The organism is Comamonas piscis (assembly GCF_014109725.1).
Taxonomy (GTDB): Bacteria; Pseudomonadota; Gammaproteobacteria; order Burkholderiales; family Burkholderiaceae_C; genus Comamonas; species Comamonas piscis.
This window is the reverse complement of the sequence record NZ_CP058554.1, coordinates 2026051-2045802: the sequence shown is the minus strand read 5'-3', so window position 1 is coordinate 2045802 and position 19752 is coordinate 2026051. Positions and strand designations below refer to the sequence as shown.

Sequence of the window (19752 nt, the reverse complement as noted above, 5' to 3'; positions counted from 1 at the left end):
TTTTTTACACCCGCTCTTTCCCTCTCGCTGTCAAAAGCTGCACCATCTATGATGCAGAGCATGCACCTCCACCCTTCGCTACAGCCCGAGACACTTCTAGGCGACCTGCTGCCCCCGCGCGTGAAGACCGTTCTTTTAAGGAACGGAATTCGTACAGTGGAAGAAGTCCGCCGGGCATATCCGGATCAACTTTTGAAGATGAGAGGCATGGGGATGCTCCGATTCAGGGACATCGAGCGCTCACTCTTCCCTGGCGAGTCATTCACTCCTGCCATGCCGAGAACTCCAGTGCGTCAGATTAAAGGCTCATCTCTCAATGGCGTGCTATCCCCAGCCACGGTTCAAGCGTTGGCGCGCGGCGGCATCACGACTGTTGAGCAGTTGCGGGCAATGAACCCCAAGCAGCTGATGAAGATTGATGGCTTTGGCGTTCACAAGCTCCGGGAGATCGAGCGCGTGTTCTTTGCGGGGGAGAGGCGCGAGCCGTAGCGCAGCCTGGCCCGGGCATGAAAAAACCCGCCGGAGCGGGTTTAGAAAATTCATCTTCTGAAATACCTAACTAGCGCTAACATCACAACAGCTCAGATATGAAGCCTTCATTCGTAAGGGCTTTAATCACCCCTCTCAAAAGCAACTTGTTTCGAATTCCTAAAACGTAGCTTCTGGAGCCTTCCCTAGTTGGGGCTAAAAGATGTGAATCCACCATTTTCTTGATCTGATATGTGCGCTGGCCACCTGACATGCCATCCATCGCGGGGGTTAGGTCTGCAGACTTCACCTCCTTTTTGTTAACAGCTATTTTAAGAATTTTTGCCTCGGTTAAGGTGACGTATTGACGCTCTATCGCATGATCAATTGCAGGCAAAAGAATGCTCTTACTGAGATAGGTATAGTCAGTCAGGCGGTTGATTTTTCCCATTTCATCACGCACCCCCGTCAGCACATAAGTACACCAATTCTCTAGTCCCTCATCTGTGCCTGCATCAGCTGCAGAGAGCATCTGATAGTATTTTTCTCGATCCGCGCAGAAGACTGCTGCAGGATTCAATAGGCGGCCAGCTCCGTTCACCTTGAAGCCATATTTGATTAGCATTGCGTAGGTAATCAGACGCACTACTCTACCATTCCCGTTTCCAAATGGGTGAATCCAGGCGAAACGATGATGCGCTAGGGCAACTTTCATCAAGTCATACTTTGGCTGATGCGGCTCGTTGATAAATGCAAACAGCTCAGCCATGTATCCAGACACGGATAAGTGCTCTGGCGGTTTGTGGTCTGATTTAGAAATTGATATCGGCCCAGATCGATAAGAACCCGGGCTGCGGTCTCCTTCTCTGATCAAACCCATGACAGTCATCTCATGGAGTCCACGAACGTCAAGTTCGGTCAGCGAAGCTCCTTGAACAATGGCCTCGTCAATGTGACGCATGGCTAGCTCAATGTTCTTAATTTCCATCAGGTGGTCGGCCTGACCTCCTGGAGACTCTGGGGCATCCAAATAGTCAGCTAAGGTAGTGTGGTTGCCCTCGATGCGCGCCGATGAGAGGCTTTCAAGCAGATGAAAGATCTGCTTGAGCTGGAAGAACATCTCAGGAGGGGTGTCACCAGAGATCTCAAGCCTGCGTAGATGCTCAAGGTCAGTGAGAACGTCAAGCAGAGGAGAGTCAAACCGAGGATTGAGCAGCCTCAGCTCATGATGCACGAAGGTTGCCATGTTGAAAGATGTCAAACGGGGGATTGTAACATCTCAAATTTTATGGATTTTTCCCAGTGACAGCAACTGCTTATATTGCCACTCATGGCAATACAACTCAACTTACGACTAAACTTTTGTTGAACTGCTCTTGCACCAAACTCTAAACTTGTCAACTAGTCACTTTCGAAGATGACATCTGATCATGCAAAGCCAACTACCTCAACTACCGTTGCAGCCGCTCATAGCTTAGCAGCTCCTGCAGCCCACGCTAGCCAAGTCAGATCTTCACTAACCCCAAGCCCGCTAGGCGCAAGTTGGGCGTACTCTGATCGCTCCTTAATTATGGAGATCATCATGGATGAACAGACTCGGATGCTGGCTGTCTTTGCGCAGGAACTTGGAGAGGCCGGCCAGCGCCTCCCACCTCTTCAAGTTGGCTATGGAAGCAACCAAATGCGCCCCTCGGAGTATGATGAGCTTCAGTTCATCTTTTCTCAGCTACACCCAAAGCTGCCAGCACTTCAGTGCAACGCGGTGCCAGATCGCTGACCATCCCACAGCCACCTCCGGGTGGCTTTTCTTTTGCCTGCGCGGTAGCATTCGCACAGGAGGAAGCCATGACCATACCCGTTGATCCCTACATCGAAACCTTCCGCCAGCAGGCAGAACGCATGGACGAGCTGGGCATCCCCTGTGACCCAGATGCTGCTATGGCGCTCTTAGCTGTGTTCATGAGTGAGATCGAGGGAAGCATCTCTGAGGAAGAGATGTTCTCCCTGGCCGAGATCGGCGGGCACCTCTTCCGCGAAGGCTTGCAACGGAAGATGATCAAGAACTGAAGTGAGCGAACGTCCTCGCGGTTTCGGTCAGGCACAAAAGTCAGCTTTGTGCTATCCTGAATTTTCGATCAGGGCACGCTTGCCCCTTGATCCGTCAAAGTGCCTGGCTCTCACACCGTTTCGCACCCCCATCCTAGGCAAGCTCTCCAAGCCACAATAAATTCCTAGGGTCGGCTTTCCCCTCTTCTGCATTTATTTTTGGCGCCTCATGCTCCACCGTTTTAGCGCGTGGAGCGCGCATATATGTTCCATTTTTCTAAAGACACAAACAAGATCTCCCGCTATTTCATCTCTCCTGGCGTTTCCGAGCAGCCAGATGGCAAGTTTCAATCAGCAGTTTCCTTGAAGTCTGGCCAGGGGTCCGTCGCACAAGACACCGTCTACACGTTCTCCAAGCTGTTTGAGACCGCTCACGAAGCAGTCGAGCACGCAAAGCTTGAAGGCATTCAGATAGCTCTCACGAAATAGATTCCTTCGTTCCCTAAAAGCGGGCCTGAGCGGCCTGGTTCCCTCCGCGTGCTCAAAAGCCTGCCAACCGATTTACCTTCAAGGCTTACGGCGATGCAAACAGCACCATGGACTGATTTCAGTGATCATGAGATTTCTGAAAGTGACTTGATCCGACACCCGTCCGGCGAAACCGGTAGGGTCGTATATGACCCCTCTCAAACTGACGTGCTAGATCAATGGCGAATTGAATACACAGACGGAGCGCTCGGGCGTCTCTGTGACCAAATTGGGATCAAAGGTCAAGCTGAGGTTGTGCGAAGCACTGGACAAAAATAGCCCTTCTCCTCCAACCGCCTCAGGGCGGTTTTTTGTTGCGTGGTCATCGCGGCACCAGCTTCCACCCCCCTGGCACCTCGACGGCTCGCATGCGCAATCTGCTAGCCTCTAGATTGGCCTTGGTCTTGTTGGTGTAGATCGGGGACTCGGTTTGCGTGGCCTGGTTCGCTACGTTGATTGCGGTTGCGGGGGTCGCGGGGTTGAGGGCCGACCTTTGTGCAAAGAACTGAGCGACTTTCGGTCCAGCGAGACCTTCCGCGAATGTGCGAGCCATCACAGGTGCTGCGACTACACCCATAAGCATTGGAATATTTCCCGTAGCCAAGGCACCAGCCAAGCCCGACATTCCGCCCAGCAACGCAGTTTGCCGTGCCGTCCCGCTAGGGTTCGCAAAAACCTGCGCACCCTCGCGTCGCAACGACGACATCTTGCCCATCGTCTCGATGCGTTGACGCAGGCCGGGGAAGCCAGAGTTCGCGAATAAAGCTGTGCGCGCTGGGGGCGACATCGCGGCCAGGTTCGTCAGGAAGGACTCCGGACTGAACGCGGCGCCCATTTCGTCCTGGGCTGAGTTCCGCGCCCGGCCTAGGCGCTGCAGCACAGCGGCGGCCACCTCGCGGCGGTTTTCGACAGGCATAGACTTCATGACGCGGTTGATCTGGGTGCCGCCATCAGCCAGGCCACTGGTTGCAGCCTTGAATATCTTTTCGGGCGCATCGCGGTTCACCACCGATTCCAGCTGCTCCAGGCGCTGAATGCTGGCCTTGGTGTACTGGTTGGCGCGGGTCCATGCTTGTTGTGCTGATGGGCCTGCTGCTTCTGCGGCGGTGCCCAGGTCATCGCTGAGCGCCGAGTACAAGGCTCGCCACTTGCTGCGCGGCACATCGGCAGTTAAACCGCCTTCACTGATTTCCTGACCAACCAGTGAACGGAGCTTTTTGATCGACTCATATGGCAGCTTGCCATCAACTTCGCTTCGCAAGAAATCACCAACCTCGCGTTCAATATCATCACCCGGGCGATAGGTCGCCTCAGTGCCCTCACGAACACGGCTGGGGCCCTCTTTGAGCGCGGCGGCAAGCGCGACCGCGTCATAGCTATCGTCGGCCAGCAGCTCCTTGATCTGGCGTTTGCTGATGCATTCGCGCTCCCAGGTGTAGCTGCCGTGGTGGATGTTTTCGCCGCAGGAGGGATCGGGAAACAGATTCCACGGATCGATGCGCTTGCTGGCTGGCTGGATCTCCTCCACCTTCATCATGGAAGTGAGGCCGGTGTACTCGTCCTTTTGGGTGAGGCGCACGGTGCGCAGCACGGGGAATGGCCCCTTGAGCACACCAGACCCCACCCGGGCTGCATCCTCGATCACCTGGCGAACTTCGCCGTGCCAGTTGGATTCAACCAAGGGGTCCTCGATGGCATCTTGCATGCGCTTGGCGGATTCCACAGCCTCTGCCTGCTGCGCCTGCATCTGGTCTTGAATCTGGCCGGGGTCAACACCGCCCATCTGCTGGGCCAATTGCGCAAGCTTGGTCGGCGAGAGCTGTGGCAGCGGCGTCGGCTTGATCTCCCAGCAGCGGTCATCGATAGGCAACAGCATGTCAGCCACCCGTGCGCTTGCCGCGTCGGTGTAGCTGCGGGTGATGTTGATGAAGATCACCGAGCGGGCGCCGTCAGCCTTATTCGCACTTTTCCCATTCAGGATGGCTGTCTTGCGGCTGCCGTAGAGCTGGTTGGCGTTCTGGAATGCGCGGTTCGCATCATCAATGCCTTGGTAGTGCTCCTCGTCTTCAGTCCATTCTTCCTCGATGCCTGACCCGCTACGGCCTGCGATGGCCTCTTTGCGCTTGGAGATCAGGGTATTGAGGAATGCCCGGCCACTGTCAGCCATTGAGTCAGGGCGTTCGTGCACGCTGGGTTGCTGAGTTTCATCTGTGATGGCTTGCATTTCAATACCCCATTTCTGGATCGTGTGCGGTCCAGGCTGCACTTGTGGCTATCGGTCGTTGTTGTTGGCTGCGCAGCATGTGCTCTACGGACTGCGCGATGTATCGGAAGTTGTCGGCGCCGTGGCTGTACTGATCGTGCAGAGGCACCGTGGCTTCATTGGTCTTGATGTTGATCTGGCGCTGGTAACGCTTCAAACACTCAAGCAGGCGTGCAGTCTTCGCGCTATCGAAGTAGCAACGAGGGAAGAGCATGCGGGCCGACTTGATCCCCTCTTCCACATCAAGCGCCGCCAGGCACATCACCCGTTGGCGGCGCATCAACGAACGTGACCGTCGACTGGATTGCGATTGGCGCGCCGCCTGGTCCGCTGTGCTCAGCCTGCACCTTGTCGCCGTATTTCTTTGGCACCAGCTTGGACAGCAGCCACTTGCGGGCATCCACGCGCAGACGGTTGCGGGCAACGGCCGTGGCATCAAAGATCACCTCAGTTTCGCCGTCGCCATCATCGCTGCTACCGTGCTTGCTGGCTTTCACCATCGTGCACTCTTCGTCAGCGATGGTCAGGATGTCCTCTGCGATGGTTTCTGCCTGGGCCTCGCGCGCGTGCGCGTAGCGCTCTCGGAGCTTGTCGCCTTCTTCCCCCTCTTCTGCCAGCCAGCGCATGAACGTTGCCATGGCGGGCATGCCCTTCTCGGCGCATATGGATCGCAGGCTGTTACCCTCTACCAGCTTCTCCAGAACGGTATCAATGACCGAACGGTCTAGGGCATGGGGTGGACGAGCCGCAGACGCAGCAACGCCCACTGCCTTTTTCTTTGCAGCGGGCTTGGTGCTTGGTTTCTTGGGGATCGCAGGCTTGGTGCCCGGCTTTGATGTGGCCATGCCCCCAGTATTCAGGGGCTGGGCTTTAGAGTCGAACCCTACGAGGGGTTAGTCGCAAGAGGTTTAGGTGGATAGGCTTAGTGGGCCAAACTCTTCATTTCCTCAATATATCGCTCTCGCTCTCCTGCAAAATTTACAGCTTGGGTCACGAGTGTTTTTCGTTGACTTTTGAGCGATGCATATGCGTCATTTGAAAGTTCGCCTAATTTACTGTCTCCCTCAAGGATCGTATCGATCTCCAGAATTCTCTGATTGATCCTATTGAGTTGAGCGTCCGCTAGATCTGCAATGGCAGATAGTGCATTAATTCTGACTAACTTCTTGCTGCCTTCAGATTGTTCCTTTTGAGCTGCAGCAGACTCCATTAGAGCTTCATGGGCTTTTTTCAGCTCTACTCTTTGTATTTTTACGGATTCCGTCAACCAATAAAAAGCGGCAAACGCCACTAACGGCCCCAATACTCCGCCTATGAATGTTCCAAGTGCCGACCACCCTTTGTAAAAATCGTCAGTGTCTTTTGGGTTCCACGCAAAACAGAAGCTCACGAAGTACAAAAAGAAGCAGAGCATCGTCGCCCCCAGCATCGCTGTGCGCCAAACAATAATGTCTTTGTCGGCGTCAATTGGATTTGCGCTCTCGCCGTCTACCTTAAGTTGTGTTGCTTCTTCGTTCATGTCTCAATCTGGAGAAAAGTTTACAGAATGTAATCGATCCTAACCTCACTTTCAGACTGATCTCGATCACATCTCCATCGCCAACTGCCGCCCATCAACCTGCAACTGCCCCCTATTCGAGGACGAGCTGCCCGCATCGATGACGACCGAGGCCTACAACGCGCTGTTTGCGTATTCCAAGGTTGACGGCGTTCGAATGTTTCCCGTCTTTGGCCCGCAGCCAGCACCCCAGGCCCAGCCCGCTGATGCGCTGGAGCTGGCAAAGAAATTCCATGAGGTCTATGAACGGCTAGCGCCAAATTTTGGCTATGAGACTCGATTGGATACGAAACAGTTTGATCCAGCTTCTCCAAATGGGCGCCTGATGACCTCGGCGATTCAAGAGGTTATGGCTGCCATGGGATCTGATACACAGGTTGATCCCATTCGTCAGTTGATCCAGAAGCATGCCGCGCTACTGGCAGAGAACGAGTCGGCCTACTTTGAGCTGTGCTATCACCGTGTCACTGGTTGGATGGCGTGGATTACCGACCGGCCACTGTGCATGCCCACGGTGATCAACCCAGGACGGAAGGTTATAGCCCAGGGTCAAGGCGACACTGCAGAGGAAGCCTGCTCAGACGCCATGGCTGCAGCCCAGGAAGGCGGCAAAGCATGAACGGCCAAGCCAAAGAACAAGCAATCCTTGACTTCGACCCTTTCGAGGGCGATTTCGGCGAGCCAGGCGACTGCGTGCTGTCTAACAAGATAGTGACCGCCCGGAAGCCTGGGCCGTGCTCTCACTGTGAGCAGGAGATTAAGCCTGGCGAACGAGTGCGCAGCATGGCTGCCAAGTTCGGGCACTTCATGCGCTACCGCTGGTGCGCGGCCTGCTGCGATGCCATGGTTGCAGCCGACGACGATTCTGACGATTCGGCTGATCCGTGGGAGGCATGGGAAGCGCGTGCCGCACTCCGCAACGCCCAGCAGAGGGAGGGCCAGCCCGCCCAGGCCCAACCACAGAAGGACAGCAACCAATGAGCAAATACCCAGCATTCGGCACCGCGCCCATCCGCTGCGGCCGCACTCGCTGCTCCTGGCGCGGGTACGAAACCGACCTGAGCAAAACGCCCGGATCAATGGGAGGGGTGAGCTGCTCAACCAGCACTTGCCCCACTTGCGGGTCCGACAGTTACAGCTTCATGACGCCCCGTGAAATCAAGGCCTGGGAGAGCAAGAAGGCAGCCCAGGCCAAGAAGGAGGATTGAGATATGGCACACACATGCCCAGAGTGCGGAAGTGAAGAAGTAACTGTGGCGCACATCCAGAAATTTATGGCAAATGGCGGTGACCACTACTGCCACAGCGTGAAAACGCATGACAGCGATTCACCAACCACGACGGGCACGCGCTGCAGTTGGCCGCAAAGCTCAAGATCGACTTGGAATGGCAGCACGATGATGATGCTGTCGAAGCCTATGTTCGTGTCCTTGAGGGCAGCACTTACTGCCCTAGCTACCCCAGCTCTGAGTACAGGCGCGCCATTGTGGATGTAGCCGCACACATTGGAGAGTCCATGCCATGACCAGCAAACGCTCCCGCAAATGGGGTGACAAACGAGCACCCCTTCCCGAACAAGACGAACCCGAGCCCCGCCAATGAGCGGGGTAATTTTTTGGAGGAATGGATATGGCCTCACTCATGCTGACGCCCGCTGAGGTGAATGAGTTGTGCGAGCCGCTAACGACGCCAGCGGCCCAGCGCAGGCACATTGCTAGACTATTCGGCCTGAAAGAAGTGCCGCATCGCCCAGATGGACGCCCTCTTGTGCGGCGCACCCTCCTGGAGAAGCTCTACTTAGAGAGCAGCGATGCAAAGCCCACAGGCAAGATCAATTGGAGTAAGTAAATGCGCACTAGAGATCGCCACACGAATCTGGGCCTGCTGCCACGGATGGAAGCCCGCCCATTGAAGCGTGGCGGCTTCACCTTTCGCTACCATCCTTATAAGGGCAAGCCAATAGATTTGGGCAGGGATCGACTGGCAGCTATCCAGAAGGTGCTGGACATGACCAGCACAAACACAGACGCCGGCACCATTGAGGAGCTTTGGCGGCTGTATCAGGATTCCCCGTACTGGAAGAAACTCAGCCCCAGCTCGCATATCGACTACACCCAGTCATCGAAGCATGTGTTGCGCGTGTTTGGAGAGGCGCGCTCAACAGATATTGCGCCGACAGATATAGCGCGTTACCTCCGGATAGAGCGCGCAGATGCACCAGTCCGCGCCAACCGGGAGAAAGCTCTGTTGTCGAACCTGCTCAACCTGGCAGTGGAGAGAGGCGACATAGCCACCAACCCATGCAAACAAGTGCGCCGCAATGAGGAAGCCCCGCGCTCGGAAGCACCTACAACCGAGGCCATTGAGGCATTCTCAGCATGGGTTGCGCGACAGACTCCTCAGAGGAAGGTGATTGGGCTCATGGCTGAGTATGCGAGCCTGGCCGGGTCTAGAAGCATTGAGTTTCTGGATCTGACATGGCCACAGGTGGACGAGGTTGCTAGCGTGGTGCGCGTGAAGCGCGCCAAGCAACGTGGCGGCAAGCGAGGCGAGGTGATCGATGTCATCGAGATCACTCCAAAACTCAAAGCCGTCTTCGTTCGCCTAAAAGGTATCCGGGACGAACGAGGTCTAGAGTGCCTGTACGTGTTCCCCAACCGGGATGGGAACTGCTATACAGCGTCTGGCTTCAAGTCCATGTGGAACAAGACCAGAGGTGCAGCTATCGAGGAAGGAGTGATCAGCCTTGCGCAGAGCTTCACGTTCCACGACTTGCGCGCCTACTATGCAACGTCATACAAGCAGGAGACGGGAAGCCTGCCAGACATGCACGCAAATCCTGCCACCACTGCGCGGATTTATGACCGCAACAAGGAGGTGAAACGCCGGGCCTTGTAAGAAATCAAATTCCCAAAATGGGAATATAAAGCAAAACGCGCTAGTACCTTTATAGCACTAGCGCGTTTGTTTATTTGGGGTGGCTGATGGGGCTCGAACCCACGACAACAGGAATCACAATCCTGGACTCTACCAACTGAGCTACAGCCACCGTGTTGGGGAAGACATGATTATAGCCAGAAATTTGGCCCCTTTCATGAAATCCCCGTTTTTATGAAATTTTTGTTTCTGCGGGGCGAGGAACCTTGATCTGGACCTTGAAGCGCTCCTTGAGCATTTCGTAATACGCCAGGGTCTCGGCATTGGACTGGTAACGTTCAAACTCCTGCTTTTGACGCAGGCGCAGCTCGGCAGAGTCTTCACCACGCGGCACCACCTTGTTCACGCGCACAATGGTGTAGCCATCGTTGCCCAGGTCCACACCCACCCACGATGCGGCATCGCCGATCTTGGCATGCATGGCAGCGTTCAACACGCTAGGCGCCTGGCCCTTGGCGTCCTGGCGGGACACAACGATTGGCGCAGCCAGCTTTGCACCTGCAGCATCGGCCTTCCAGGCTTCCAGCTTGGCTTGGGCATCTTGGCGGGCCAGCTCGGCAGCCTTCTGGGCGACGAACAGGTCATGCGCCTTGGCTTTGACTTCTTCAAACGGCAGGATGCGGGCATCGAAATGCTCCACCACACGGCCGGATGCCAAGGTGCTCGGAGCCACTTCAATGGCTTCGGTATTGCGCTTGTTTTGCAAGGCATCGCTGGAGAACAGTGCTTCCAGGAAAGTAGCATTGGCCAGCGGACCGGTCGCACCTGGTGCGGCAGTGCGGGTGATGTGCTCGGCTTTCTGGATCTTCAGACCCAGCTTCTCAGCGACGGGCTGCAGGCTGTCGGATTGCTCGAACACCAGGTTTGAGAAGCTCTCAGCCACTTCGGCGTACTTGCGCTGCACCTGCTGGGCCAACACTTCGGTTTCGATCTTGGCGCGCAGCTCTTCAAAGCTGGGGGTGCGCGGCGTCTTGATCTCGCCCATCTTGATGATGTGGAAGCCGTACTCGGTGCTCACCAGATCGCTGATATCGCCCGTCTTCATTGCAAAGGCAGCATCTTCGAAAGGCTTGACCATATCGCCTTGCTTGACCAGACCCAGATCGCCGCCGCTGTTGCGCGAGCCGGTGTCTTGCGAGTTCTTCTTGGCCACATCGGCAAACTGCGCAGGGTTGGCCTTGACCTCGGCGAGCAACTGCTCGGCACGTTGCTTGGCCTTCTCACGATCAGCAGCAGACATGGAGGCGGGCGCGTCGATCAGGATGTGGCTGATGTGGCGCTGTTCCTTGTCCATGAAGCGGCTCAGATTTTCCTTGTAGTACGTACGCAGGTCATCTTCGCTGGGCTTGATCATGCTTTTGACGGCATCAGCATTCAGCACCACGTATTCGATGGTGGACTGCTCCTTTTGGCGGAACAGTTCCTGGTTGCTCTTGTAGAAAGCTTCCACATCGGCATCCGTGGTCTTGACCTGGGACGCGTAGTCCTTGGCTGCAAACTGCGCCAACTGGATCTCACGCTGCTGGTAAAGCGCATCGACGGCCAGCTTGGTCTGCTCGTCGGTCGCAAAAGCCGTGTTCGACACACCGCCCAGCACCTGGCGTGCAGCGATGTCACGGCGCATACCAGCTTCAAAGCCTTCAGGCGTCATTCCCTGGGCGCCGACCAGCGCGCGGTAGGCGTCCACATCCAGCGAGCCATCCGGCTTTTTCAGCGCAGCGATCTGCGGGATCTCTTGCAGCGCGCGGACCAGCGACGCATTGTCCACCGTCAGGTGCATTTTTTGCACAGCAGCGTCAATCACCTGGTCACGCACCATGCGCTCCAAGGTCAGATAGCGGGCCTCTGGGCCATCCATCCACTTGGAATCCATGTTCGGGTCTTGCTGGCGCATGCGGTCGGACGCCACGCGGTGCGCATTGTCCCAATCCATTTGCGTAATGTCTTTGCCATTGACTTTGGCGACCACCGGGCTCTTTTCGGTGAAGTAGTTCTGGTTCACACCTACCAAAACAAAAGACAGAATGATCAGCAAGAACAGCGGATACATCAGCACCTTGGAGTACTTGCGGATGGTTTCAAACATCGTCTAACTTTCCTGAGGACAAAAAAAAAGGCGAACCCTCATTCGCCTTGATTCGGTTTTGAGAAGGTGGTGATGGTTGCGCATGAAGCGGAAGCGTCGATCTAGGCTTGGCAAGGCTCTTCAACCTTACGGATCAACAAGATACAACAGCAACCACGACGGCAACCCACCCCTGTCAAATAGGGCGTAATACGTGCGTCTTCACGGCGCACATACGTCGAAACGGTAAGTGTACAGCGAAAGAGTTTTTGTTCCCTATGGCGGCAGGGGGGTGCATGAGGGATTACAGGCTTTTTGGACCGCGCAATGGGTTTCACGCCGCATAGGGAACCGTGGACTCGGCAGCCATAGCGTTGCACCAGATCCTGGAGAGTGCAGATAAAGATACTCCATCGATGGTGGCGCGGCGAATCTGAGCCACCGGCTGGGCGAAGTCGGCCAAACAGCCTTTCATCTCAGACACGCCTTCGTGCAGATTTGTAACCTGAGCTGCAGACGAGCAGCATCGGCTTATAAGTAAGATGATGTAAGCTATTGTTGATAAAATGTTTCTTCACTAACAGGTAAAACATGAAAAAATTGCTGATTTCCGCCCTCGCTGCTGTCACCCTCACTGGGTGCGCTTCATGGTCCTCAACCAGGGTTGAGCAGAATTATGGTGATGTGCCGACCTTGAAGGTCGGCGAAAAGACACATCCTCAAGACATCATCCTCAGCGATCAGGACATGCCGGATAGAAAATACCAGCCGTTGGGCGACATCGTTGTGAATGTAAACAAGACCACGATCTTCCACCCGAGCCCAACGCCAGCGATGGTTAACGAGAAGCTTCGCGAGCAAGGTGCAGAACTGGGTGCAGACGCCGTGATTCTTATCCGATACGGCAACGTCGGCATCAGCGGAGTGAGCTGGGGTACGCTGGAGGGAAAAGGCCGTGCAATCAAATTTACCAAGTAAGCTCGTACTGCTTGCTGCAACATCCGCGTTGGCGGGCTGCGTTACCACTTCCGCGCCAGATCTGCCGAGATTCACAGGGAAGTCGTCAGAGCTGGGCTTCAGTGCGGCCACCCAGCCAGCCACCAACTCCGGGGTGACTGAAGTTCAGCGCAAACCCGCCATGGTCAAGGCGGAGCTGTGGGGCCAGTTGGGGGAGAGCGAGCGAGTGTCTATCTTAGAAGTTTATGACGTGCGCGTTTTGCCCAGCGACGCCTATGGACTGATCATCGATGCACAGGGCCAAGACCAATCCTCAGCAGGCACAAATACTGGTGCGGCATTAGGCGGTGCCGTCGCAAGTGCTGCCTATCTGGATCATGCCTTTCGAGGCGGTAACAGCTACTCCGCAGGTGCCGGTTTAGCCATTGGCTTACTGGGAGCCGTCATTGGCTCTACGATGGACCGCCCCGCTACTGCACAGTACCAGTTCAGATATACGGTGCAGCATGGGGATGGCGAAATAGCCTATTTCGACGAACTAAAGTCCTCGGCATTCCGCCACTCAGTAGGGGTTTGCATATTGACCCCCTCACTTACACTAGTCAGTCAGCAAGTTTGCAAACAAACAGAGGAATCGCTGCGCGCCCGGTACCTCGCCAAGCACCAAGCGCAACCATTAGAGGTAGCGCAGCAAGAGCAAAGCCCGAAATCAGCGCAGCCCAAACACTGAAGGGGCAGCACCATCGCTTACCTGACGACCCTGTTTGGAGAGCTTTTCAGCGCGAGATAGCCCCCTCCGCGAGGGATTCTCTACCCCGCGCCAATCGGGATGAACGCAGATCTTGATGAGACGCAAGGCGTCTTTTACAGTCCACTGCCGTAGCTATGGGCAAGGAAGACAACGCAAGGGATCGCCCGAGCCAGCGCTCAGGCGACGGCAGGAAGTTTTGCAGAAGGTCCCCAGCGGGGATATCAAAGGAAGATCGGCGCCATTACGGCACAAACTAGCGCAACCGCTGCTCTGAAGCGACGGAATAGGCCGTAGTCAAAAAGCAAACGGACAAAGAAAAAACCCCTTAGATTACTCTAAGGGGTTTATTTTCTTGGTTATGGATTGGTGGGTGCTGACGGGGTCGAACCGCCGACCTACGCCTTGTAAGGGCGCCGCTCTACCAACTGAGCTAAGCACCCCACCTGATAACCTCAATTAATTCAGCGCATCTTTCAATGCCTTGCCTGGACGGAACTTAGGCACCTTGGCTGCCTTGATCTTGATGGCATCGCCGGTACGTGGGTTACGGCCGGTACGCGCTGCACGCTTACCAACAGCAAAGGTTCCAAAACCTACCAAAGAGACTGTACCACCTTTTTTCAAGGTTTTCTTCACTGCGTCAATGGTGGACTCCAGCGCACGTGCGGCAGCAGCCTTGGAGATATCAGCATTGTTAGCAATGTGCTCAATGAGTTCAGTTTTATTCACAAGCAGCCTCTATTCATCAAGAGAGTTAAGGAAGTGTATGTTTCGTCCCATTATGAGCAGTTTGCACAGCGTACAACTGTCACAGATTCAAAAACAACACCACTGGCACGAAATTTTCATCTCGACCCCAGTGCCTCTGGAATGAGATGAATTCTAGACGGTATTTCCAGGCACGCCAGCAAAAAAATCACATTTTTTCACCGGTCAGCCTGTACTTCTCGGGTCAACAACCAAGCAAGACGGGCTTTGCAGCCCCTTTTGCAGGCACAGACGCGATGAAGTCTAGCGCAAACTCCGGGCGATGGACTAGGAGTCAACCCTAGCCCGGATCTCCGGAAGCGCCTTTTGCAGGTAATACACCATGGACCAAACGGTAAGCACCGCGGCGCCCCAAATCAGCCAGGTGCCCCAAATGCCGGTATCGATTCCGGCGATTTTTCCGTCATAGAGCAAAAACGGAATCGCCACCATTTGCACGGTGGTCTTGAGTTTGCCCACCATGTGTACGGCCACGCTTTTGCTGGCGCCGATGCGGGCCATCCATTCGCGCAGCGCCGAGATGGCAATCTCGCGGCCGATGATGATCAGCGCAACAAACACATCGGCCCGCTGCAGATAGACCAAGACCAGCAGCGAAGCACAGACCAGGAACTTGTCAGCGACCGGATCGAGGAAGGCGCCAAAGGATGAGGTCTGGTTGAGTTTGCGCGCCAGAAAGCCATCGAGCCAATCGGTGAAGGCGAACACCACGAACATGACGGTGGCCCACAAATTCTTGGTGGCCATATCAAGAGGCGAGTAGTACACGCCGATGATGAGCGGGATCGCGACGATGCGCGTCCAGGTCATGATGGTGGGGATCGTAAAGAACATGCGGCTATTGTGGCACGCAACCGTGCAAATTCAGTGAACCGCCCTATTGCTTGCGCGACCGTTGCGGCGCGGCCCTACATCCCCATCAATGCAGGGCCCGGTAGATGTCCTGGGCCAACGCAGCCGAGATGCCATCGACGGTCATCAGATCGTCCACGCCGGCGTCTTCCACTCCCCGCACGCCACCAAAGCGCTGCAGCAAGCGCGCCCGCTTTTTGGGCCCCACGCCGGGGATGTCCTCCAGCCGGCTGCCGCCCACGCGCACCTTGGCCCGCGCAGCGCGCATGCCGGTGATCGCAAAGCGGTGCGCCTCATCGCGGATTTGCGCCACCAGCATCAGCGCGGCAGAGTCGCGGCCCAGGTAGACCTTGTCACGCCCATCGCAGAACACCAGCTCCTCCAGACCCACTTTGCGGCCCTCGCCTTTTTCGACGCCCACAATGCGCGACAGGTCCAAGCCCAGCGCCGTGAACACCTCGCGGGCGACACCCACCTGGCCTTTACCGCCGTCAATCAGCACGATATCGGGCAGTCGGGCCGAGCCCTTGCTCAGCTCAGCACCGCCGGCATCGCGCTGCGCCTCGGCCACCTTGCTGTAACGACGGGTCAGCACCTGGCGCATGGCGGCATAGTCGTCACCGCCGGTAATGCCTTCAATCTTGTAGCGGCGGTACTCGCTGCTCTGCATCTTGTGGTGGTGGAACACCACGCAAGAGGCCTGCGTGTTCTCCCCGGCGGTGTGCGAGATGTCAAAGCACTCAATGGTCAGCTGGTCGATGTCGTCCTGAGGCAGGTCCAGCGCTTCGACCAAGGCACGCGTGCGCGCCTGTTGCGAGCCCTCTTCGGCCAGCAAGCGGGCCAGCTGCAGCTGGGCATTTTTCTGCGCCATCTCCAGCCACACGCGGCGTTCCTCACGGGGTTGTGACACGGCCGCAATGCGGGTGCCGGTTTGCTGCGACAAAGCCTCCAGCAGCGCGGGCTCCAAAGCAACGCTCACCACCAGCACCGGCGGCGGCGCCACCTGCAAGTAGTGCTGGGCCACAAAGGCCTCCAGCACGCGCTGCTCCACCGTCTTTTTAGGCAGCACCACGCCTGGCGGGCCAGCTTCCTGGTCTTCGGCTTCTTCCAGGCTGGCGATAGCCGCGCTGTCCTCCACATGCACCGGGAAGTAAGCGCGATCGCCCAAATGCCGCCCACCCCGCACCATGGCCAGATTGACACAGGCCTTGCCGCCTTGCACCTGCACCGCAAGCATGTCCACATCGCGGTCATCGATGGTCTCGATGCTTTGCTGGTGCAGCATGCTCGCCAGTGCCTTGATCTGGTTGCGGATCTCGGCGGCCTGCTCAAACTCCAGCTTGTCGGAGTGCGCCATCATGCGCGACTCCAGCGTTTTGAGCAGCGTGTCGGTCTCGCCGCGCAGCATGGCCTCGGCATGGGCCACGTCGTCTGCATAGTCCTCGGGGCTGATGTGGTCCACACAGGGGCCGCTGCAGCGCTTGATTTGGTACAGCAGGCAGGGGCGGGTGCGGTTGCTGAAGATACTGTCTTCGCAGGTGCGCAGACGGAACACCTTTTGCAGCAGCAGGATGGTTTCCTTCACCGCCCAGGCATTGGGGTAGGGGCCAAAGTAGCGCTGGCGCTTGTCAGTTGCGCCCCGGTAATAGGCCACACGCGGGTAGGCCTGGCTGGGAGGCGTGCGCAGGTCACCATCATGGATGGCCATGCCGGTGATCTTCAGGTATGGGTAGCTCTTGTCATCCCGAAAAAGAATGTTGTACTTCGGGTGCTGGGTCTTGATGAGGTTGTTTTCCAGCAGCAGAGCCTCAGCCTCGGAGCGCACCACCGTGGTCTCCAGCCGCACAATCTTGCCCACCATGTGGCCGATGCGGGTGCCGCCATGGTCTTTCTGGAAATAGCTCGCAACCCGGCGCTTGAGGTTAATGGCCTTGCCCACATACAGCAGCGCATCGCTGGCATCGAAATAGCGGTAAACGCCAGGCATGGCGGGCAAGCCAGCCACCTGGGCAAGGAGTTCGGAAGAATGCACGTGGGTGACCATGGCGCTATTGTCTTATGCGTTGGGCCCGCCCGCAGCGAACCACCCATCAGCCACGCACCATCACTGCACAATGCCGCGTTCACGCAACGCCGCAATCTGCGCGGCGCTCAGCCCCAGGCCTTGCAGCACCACATCGGTGTCATCGCCCAGATGCGGCGCGCTGCTGCGGATCGTGCCCGGCGTGGCCGACAGCTTGGGCACAATACCCGGCACCTCAACCGTGTGGCCGTCACGCGTGGTTTGGGGCAGGATCATCTGGCGCGCACGGTAGTGCGGGTCTTCGCTGATATCCTTGGCGGTGTAGACCTTGCCGGCCGGCACGCGCGCTGCGGCCAGCGCATCCATCACCTGCGCAATGGCGCGCGGCTGGGTCCAGGCGCTGATGGCGGCATCGATCTCTTCAATGCGGGCCACCCGGCCGGCATTGCCCGCCAGGTCCGGTGCCTGGCCCAGGTCGGGCCGGCCAATGGTGTCCATCAAGCGCTTGAAGATGCTGTCGCCATTGCCGGCCACCAGCACCCAGCCATCCTGGCAGGCGTAGGCATTCGACGGCGCAATGCCCGGCAAGGCGCTGCCCGCCGCCTCGCGCACTGCGCCAAAGGCGCTGTACTCGGGGATCAGGCTTTCCATGACATTGAAAACCGCCTCATGCAAGGCCACATCAATCACCTGACCTGCGCCGCCATTCACCTTGCGGTGGTAGAGCGCCATCATCACGCCGATCACGCCATGCAGCGCCGCCAAGGTGTCGCCTATCGAGACCCCCACACGCACCGGCACCCGCCCGGGCTCGGCCGTCAAATGGCGCAGGCCGCCCATGGCCTCGCCAATCACGCCAAAGCCGGGCAGATCGCGGTACGGCCCGGTTTGCCCGTAGCCGGAGATACGCAGCATCACCAACCCCGGGTTGATCGCATGCAGCTCCTCGGGTGACATGCCCCAGCCCTCCAGGGTGCCGGGGCGAAAGTTCTCCACCAGCACATCGGCCTCGGCAATCAGCTGGCGGGCAAGGTCCTGCGCCTCTTTCTGGCGCAAATCCAGTGCCACCGATTGCTTGTTGCGCGACTGCACCTGCCACCACACCGATGTGCCATCTTGCAGCAGGCGCCAGTTGCGCAGCGGGTCACCTGCGCCCGTGGCCTCGATCTTGACCACCTCGGCCCCAAATTCGCCCAAGGTCTTGCCGCAAAAGGGCCCGGCAATCAGCTGACCCATCTCGACCACCTTGACGCCTTGCAGCGCCATGGGCCCGGGGGTTGCATTGTTGGGGTGCATGTCTGTCTCCATCATTGATCGACTGAAGGCTATTGTGGCGCAGCTGTGCGGCCCGCGCAGTGACGCCCGGGACTGCACTATCATCGCCCGGTCATGCCCCAAGCTCCCACCCTGCCCTCCGCCACGCCCATCCCACCCCCGCAGGTCTGGGATATCTTTTGCCAGGTGATCGACAACTTTGGCGATATCGGCGTGTGCTGGCGCCTGGCTGCCGACCTGGCCCAGCGCGGCCGCCAGGTGCGCTTGTGGGTGGATGACGGCCAAGCGCTGGCGTGGATGGCGCCCCAAGGGGCACCCGGCGTAACGGTCCACGCCTGGCCCAGCCAAGCCCCTTCCGGCGGCGCGGGCGATGTGGTGATCGAAGCCTTTGGCTGCGAAATACCGGCCGCTTTCCAGCATGCATTGGCCGAGCGCGCGCAACAGCAGCGCCCGAGCGTCTGGATCAATCTGGAATACCTCTCTGCCGAAGACTATGTCGAACGCTGCCACCGCCTGCCTTCGCGGCTGATGAGCGGCCCCGCTGCTGGCCTCACGCGCTGGTTTTTCTACCCCGGTTTCAGCAGCGGCACCGGCGGCCTGCTGCGCGAGGCGGACCTGCCCCAGCGCCAGGCCGGTTTTAGCCGCAGTGCCTGGCGCGCGCAGCATGGCCTGCAAGACAGCGACCAGGTTTTCTCGCTGTTCTGCTACGAGCCACCGGCATTCTTGCAAGCCTTTGCCAGCGCCGGCCCCGGTACGCAATGGCTGGTCACCCCCGGCCGGGCCACCGCCTTGGTACAGCAACTGCTGCCGCAGCCCCTAGCCGCCCATGTGCATCTGCTGGCTCCTTGCAGCCAGCCCGCATTTGACGAGATGCTCTGGGCCAGTGACCTTAATTTTGTACGGGGCGAGGATTCGCTGGTGCGCGCCCTCTGGGCCGGCCAGCCCTTTGTCTGGCATATCTACCCGCAGGATGATAACGCCCACCATGCCAAGCTGGACGCCTTTCTGGACTGGCTGCAGGCCCCCGCCAGCCTGCGCCAGGCCCATGCAGCCTGGAACGGCATTCCCGGGCCCGATGGCGGGGCGGTGGCCTGGCCCGCAGTCACAGCGACCGAGCTGCAGCAATGGGCCCAGTGTGTGCAGGTAGCGCGCAACAGTCTGTGGGCCCAGCCCAGCCTTGCCGAGCAGTTGATGGCGTTCGCAGACGAAAAAGGTTAGAATTGCAGTCTTTGCGTTTATCCGCCGCCTAGATGGCCCTGGC

19 protein-coding genes and 2 tRNA genes are annotated in these 19752 nt (G+C 57.7%); 9 read left to right on the top strand and 12 right to left on the bottom strand.

The annotated features are described in order from the left end of the window. The first annotated feature begins 120 nt into the window (after positions 1–120). The gene (locus HS961_RS09105) at positions 121–489 is read left to right on the top strand and encodes a helix-hairpin-helix domain-containing protein (RefSeq protein ID WP_182327390.1); all 369 of its coding nucleotides are present in this window, start codon (positions 121–123) and stop codon (positions 487–489) included. Between the two features lie 82 nt (positions 490–571). Here the strand turns inward: HS961_RS09105 and HS961_RS09100 are convergent, their stop codons facing one another. After that, complete coding sequence (locus HS961_RS09100; RefSeq protein WP_182327389.1) at positions 572–1714, bottom strand: Fic family protein; 1143 nt, start codon at positions 1712–1714, stop codon at positions 572–574. 336 nt (positions 1715–2050) lie between these two features. Here HS961_RS09100 and HS961_RS09095 point away from each other — a divergent pair, with 336 nt between their 5' ends. After that, the gene (locus HS961_RS09095; protein ID WP_182327388.1) at positions 2051–2245 is read left to right on the top strand and encodes a hypothetical protein; all 195 of its coding nucleotides are present in this window, start codon (positions 2051–2053) and stop codon (positions 2243–2245) included. A 68-nt stretch (positions 2246–2313) separates the two neighbouring features. After that, positions 2314–2535 (top strand): hypothetical protein, encoded by a 222-nt coding sequence (locus HS961_RS09090; RefSeq protein WP_182327387.1) that lies wholly within the window; start codon positions 2314–2316, stop codon positions 2533–2535. Between the two features lie 829 nt (positions 2536–3364). Here the strand turns inward: HS961_RS09090 and HS961_RS09085 are convergent. From HS961_RS09085 to HS961_RS09070, 4 genes are all read right to left on the bottom strand, one after another. Further along, entirely contained in the window at positions 3365–5266 is a 1902-nt protein-coding gene (locus HS961_RS09085) for a hypothetical protein (RefSeq protein WP_182327386.1), read from the bottom strand. A 1-nt stretch (position 5267) separates the two neighbouring features. Next, positions 5268–5585 carry a hypothetical protein gene (locus tag HS961_RS09080; RefSeq protein ID WP_202883146.1) on the bottom strand — a complete coding sequence of 106 codons (318 nt, stop codon included), beginning with the start codon at positions 5583–5585 and terminating at the stop codon, positions 5268–5270. Continuing rightward, entirely contained in the window at positions 5548–6072 is a 525-nt protein-coding gene (locus HS961_RS09075) for a terminase small subunit protein (RefSeq protein WP_412101641.1), read from the bottom strand. Before HS961_RS09075 ends, HS961_RS09080 begins: the two co-directional genes overlap by 38 nt. Positions 6073–6227: 155 nt before the next feature. Then, positions 6228–6824, bottom strand: coding sequence for a hypothetical protein (locus HS961_RS09070; protein WP_182327385.1), 597 nt, complete (start codon positions 6822–6824; stop codon positions 6228–6230). Positions 6825–6963: 139 nt separating this feature from the next. On the opposite strand from HS961_RS09070, the gene HS961_RS09065 reads away from it, so the two are divergent. The 3 genes from HS961_RS09065 to HS961_RS09055 all read left to right on the top strand — a co-directional run bounded on the left by HS961_RS09065 (position 6964) and on the right by HS961_RS09055 (position 9761). Next, positions 6964–7482: a hypothetical protein gene (locus tag HS961_RS09065; protein WP_182327384.1), complete on the top strand. Its 519-nt coding sequence runs from the start codon at positions 6964–6966 to the stop codon at positions 7480–7482. Next, the gene (locus HS961_RS09060; RefSeq protein ID WP_182327383.1) at positions 7479–7844 is read left to right on the top strand and encodes a hypothetical protein; all 366 of its coding nucleotides are present in this window, start codon (positions 7479–7481) and stop codon (positions 7842–7844) included. The genes HS961_RS09065 and HS961_RS09060 overlap by 4 nt, the downstream gene beginning before the upstream one ends. Before the next feature lie 867 nt (positions 7845–8711). Continuing rightward, a complete protein-coding gene (locus HS961_RS09055) occupies positions 8712–9761 on the top strand; it encodes a tyrosine-type recombinase/integrase (protein WP_182327382.1) in 1050 nt (349 codons plus the stop codon). Between the two features lie 75 nt (positions 9762–9836). Here HS961_RS09055 and HS961_RS09050 read toward each other — a convergent pair. Then, positions 9837–9912: transfer RNA gene (locus HS961_RS09050), tRNA-His, on the bottom strand. Between the two features lie 60 nt (positions 9913–9972). Beyond that, positions 9973–11886: a peptidylprolyl isomerase gene (locus HS961_RS09045; protein WP_182327381.1), complete on the bottom strand. Its 1914-nt coding sequence runs from the start codon at positions 11884–11886 to the stop codon at positions 9973–9975. 570 nt (positions 11887–12456) lie between these two features. Between HS961_RS09045 and HS961_RS09040 the strand changes: the two genes are divergently transcribed. Then, the gene (locus HS961_RS09040) at positions 12457–12843 is read left to right on the top strand and encodes a hypothetical protein (protein ID WP_182327380.1); all 387 of its coding nucleotides are present in this window, start codon (positions 12457–12459) and stop codon (positions 12841–12843) included. Next, positions 12821–13552, top strand: a complete 732-nt coding sequence (locus HS961_RS09035) for a hypothetical protein (protein ID WP_182327379.1) — start codon at positions 12821–12823, stop codon at positions 13550–13552. Before HS961_RS09040 ends, HS961_RS09035 begins: the two co-directional genes overlap by 23 nt. Positions 13553–13937: 385 nt before the next feature. On the opposite strand, the gene HS961_RS09030 is transcribed toward HS961_RS09035, so the two are convergent. The 5 genes from HS961_RS09030 to HS961_RS09010 all read right to left on the bottom strand — a co-directional run bounded on the left by HS961_RS09030 (position 13938) and on the right by HS961_RS09010 (position 18512). Next, positions 13938–14013: transfer RNA gene (locus tag HS961_RS09030), tRNA-Val, on the bottom strand. A 16-nt stretch (positions 14014–14029) separates the two neighbouring features. Continuing rightward, positions 14030–14302 (bottom strand): HU family DNA-binding protein, encoded by a 273-nt coding sequence (locus HS961_RS09025; protein WP_182327378.1) that lies wholly within the window; start codon positions 14300–14302, stop codon positions 14030–14032. A 306-nt stretch (positions 14303–14608) separates the two neighbouring features. After that, on the bottom strand, positions 14609–15175 hold the full coding sequence (pgsA, locus tag HS961_RS09020) for a CDP-diacylglycerol--glycerol-3-phosphate 3-phosphatidyltransferase (RefSeq protein ID WP_182327377.1): 567 nt from the start codon (positions 15173–15175) through the stop codon (positions 14609–14611). Between the two features lie 85 nt (positions 15176–15260). Beyond that, positions 15261–17237, bottom strand: coding sequence for an excinuclease ABC subunit UvrC (gene uvrC / locus HS961_RS09015; RefSeq protein WP_182327376.1), 1977 nt, complete (start codon positions 17235–17237; stop codon positions 15261–15263). Between the two features lie 60 nt (positions 17238–17297). Then, on the bottom strand, positions 17298–18512 hold the full coding sequence (locus tag HS961_RS09010; RefSeq protein ID WP_238347845.1) for a CaiB/BaiF CoA transferase family protein: 1215 nt from the start codon (positions 18510–18512) through the stop codon (positions 17298–17300). Positions 18513–18605: 93 nt separating this feature from the next. On the opposite strand from HS961_RS09010, the gene earP reads away from it, so the two are divergent. After that, positions 18606–19709, top strand: coding sequence for an elongation factor P maturation arginine rhamnosyltransferase EarP (gene earP / locus HS961_RS09005; protein ID WP_182327374.1), 1104 nt, complete (start codon positions 18606–18608; stop codon positions 19707–19709). The last annotated feature ends 43 nt before the right edge of the window (positions 19710–19752 follow it).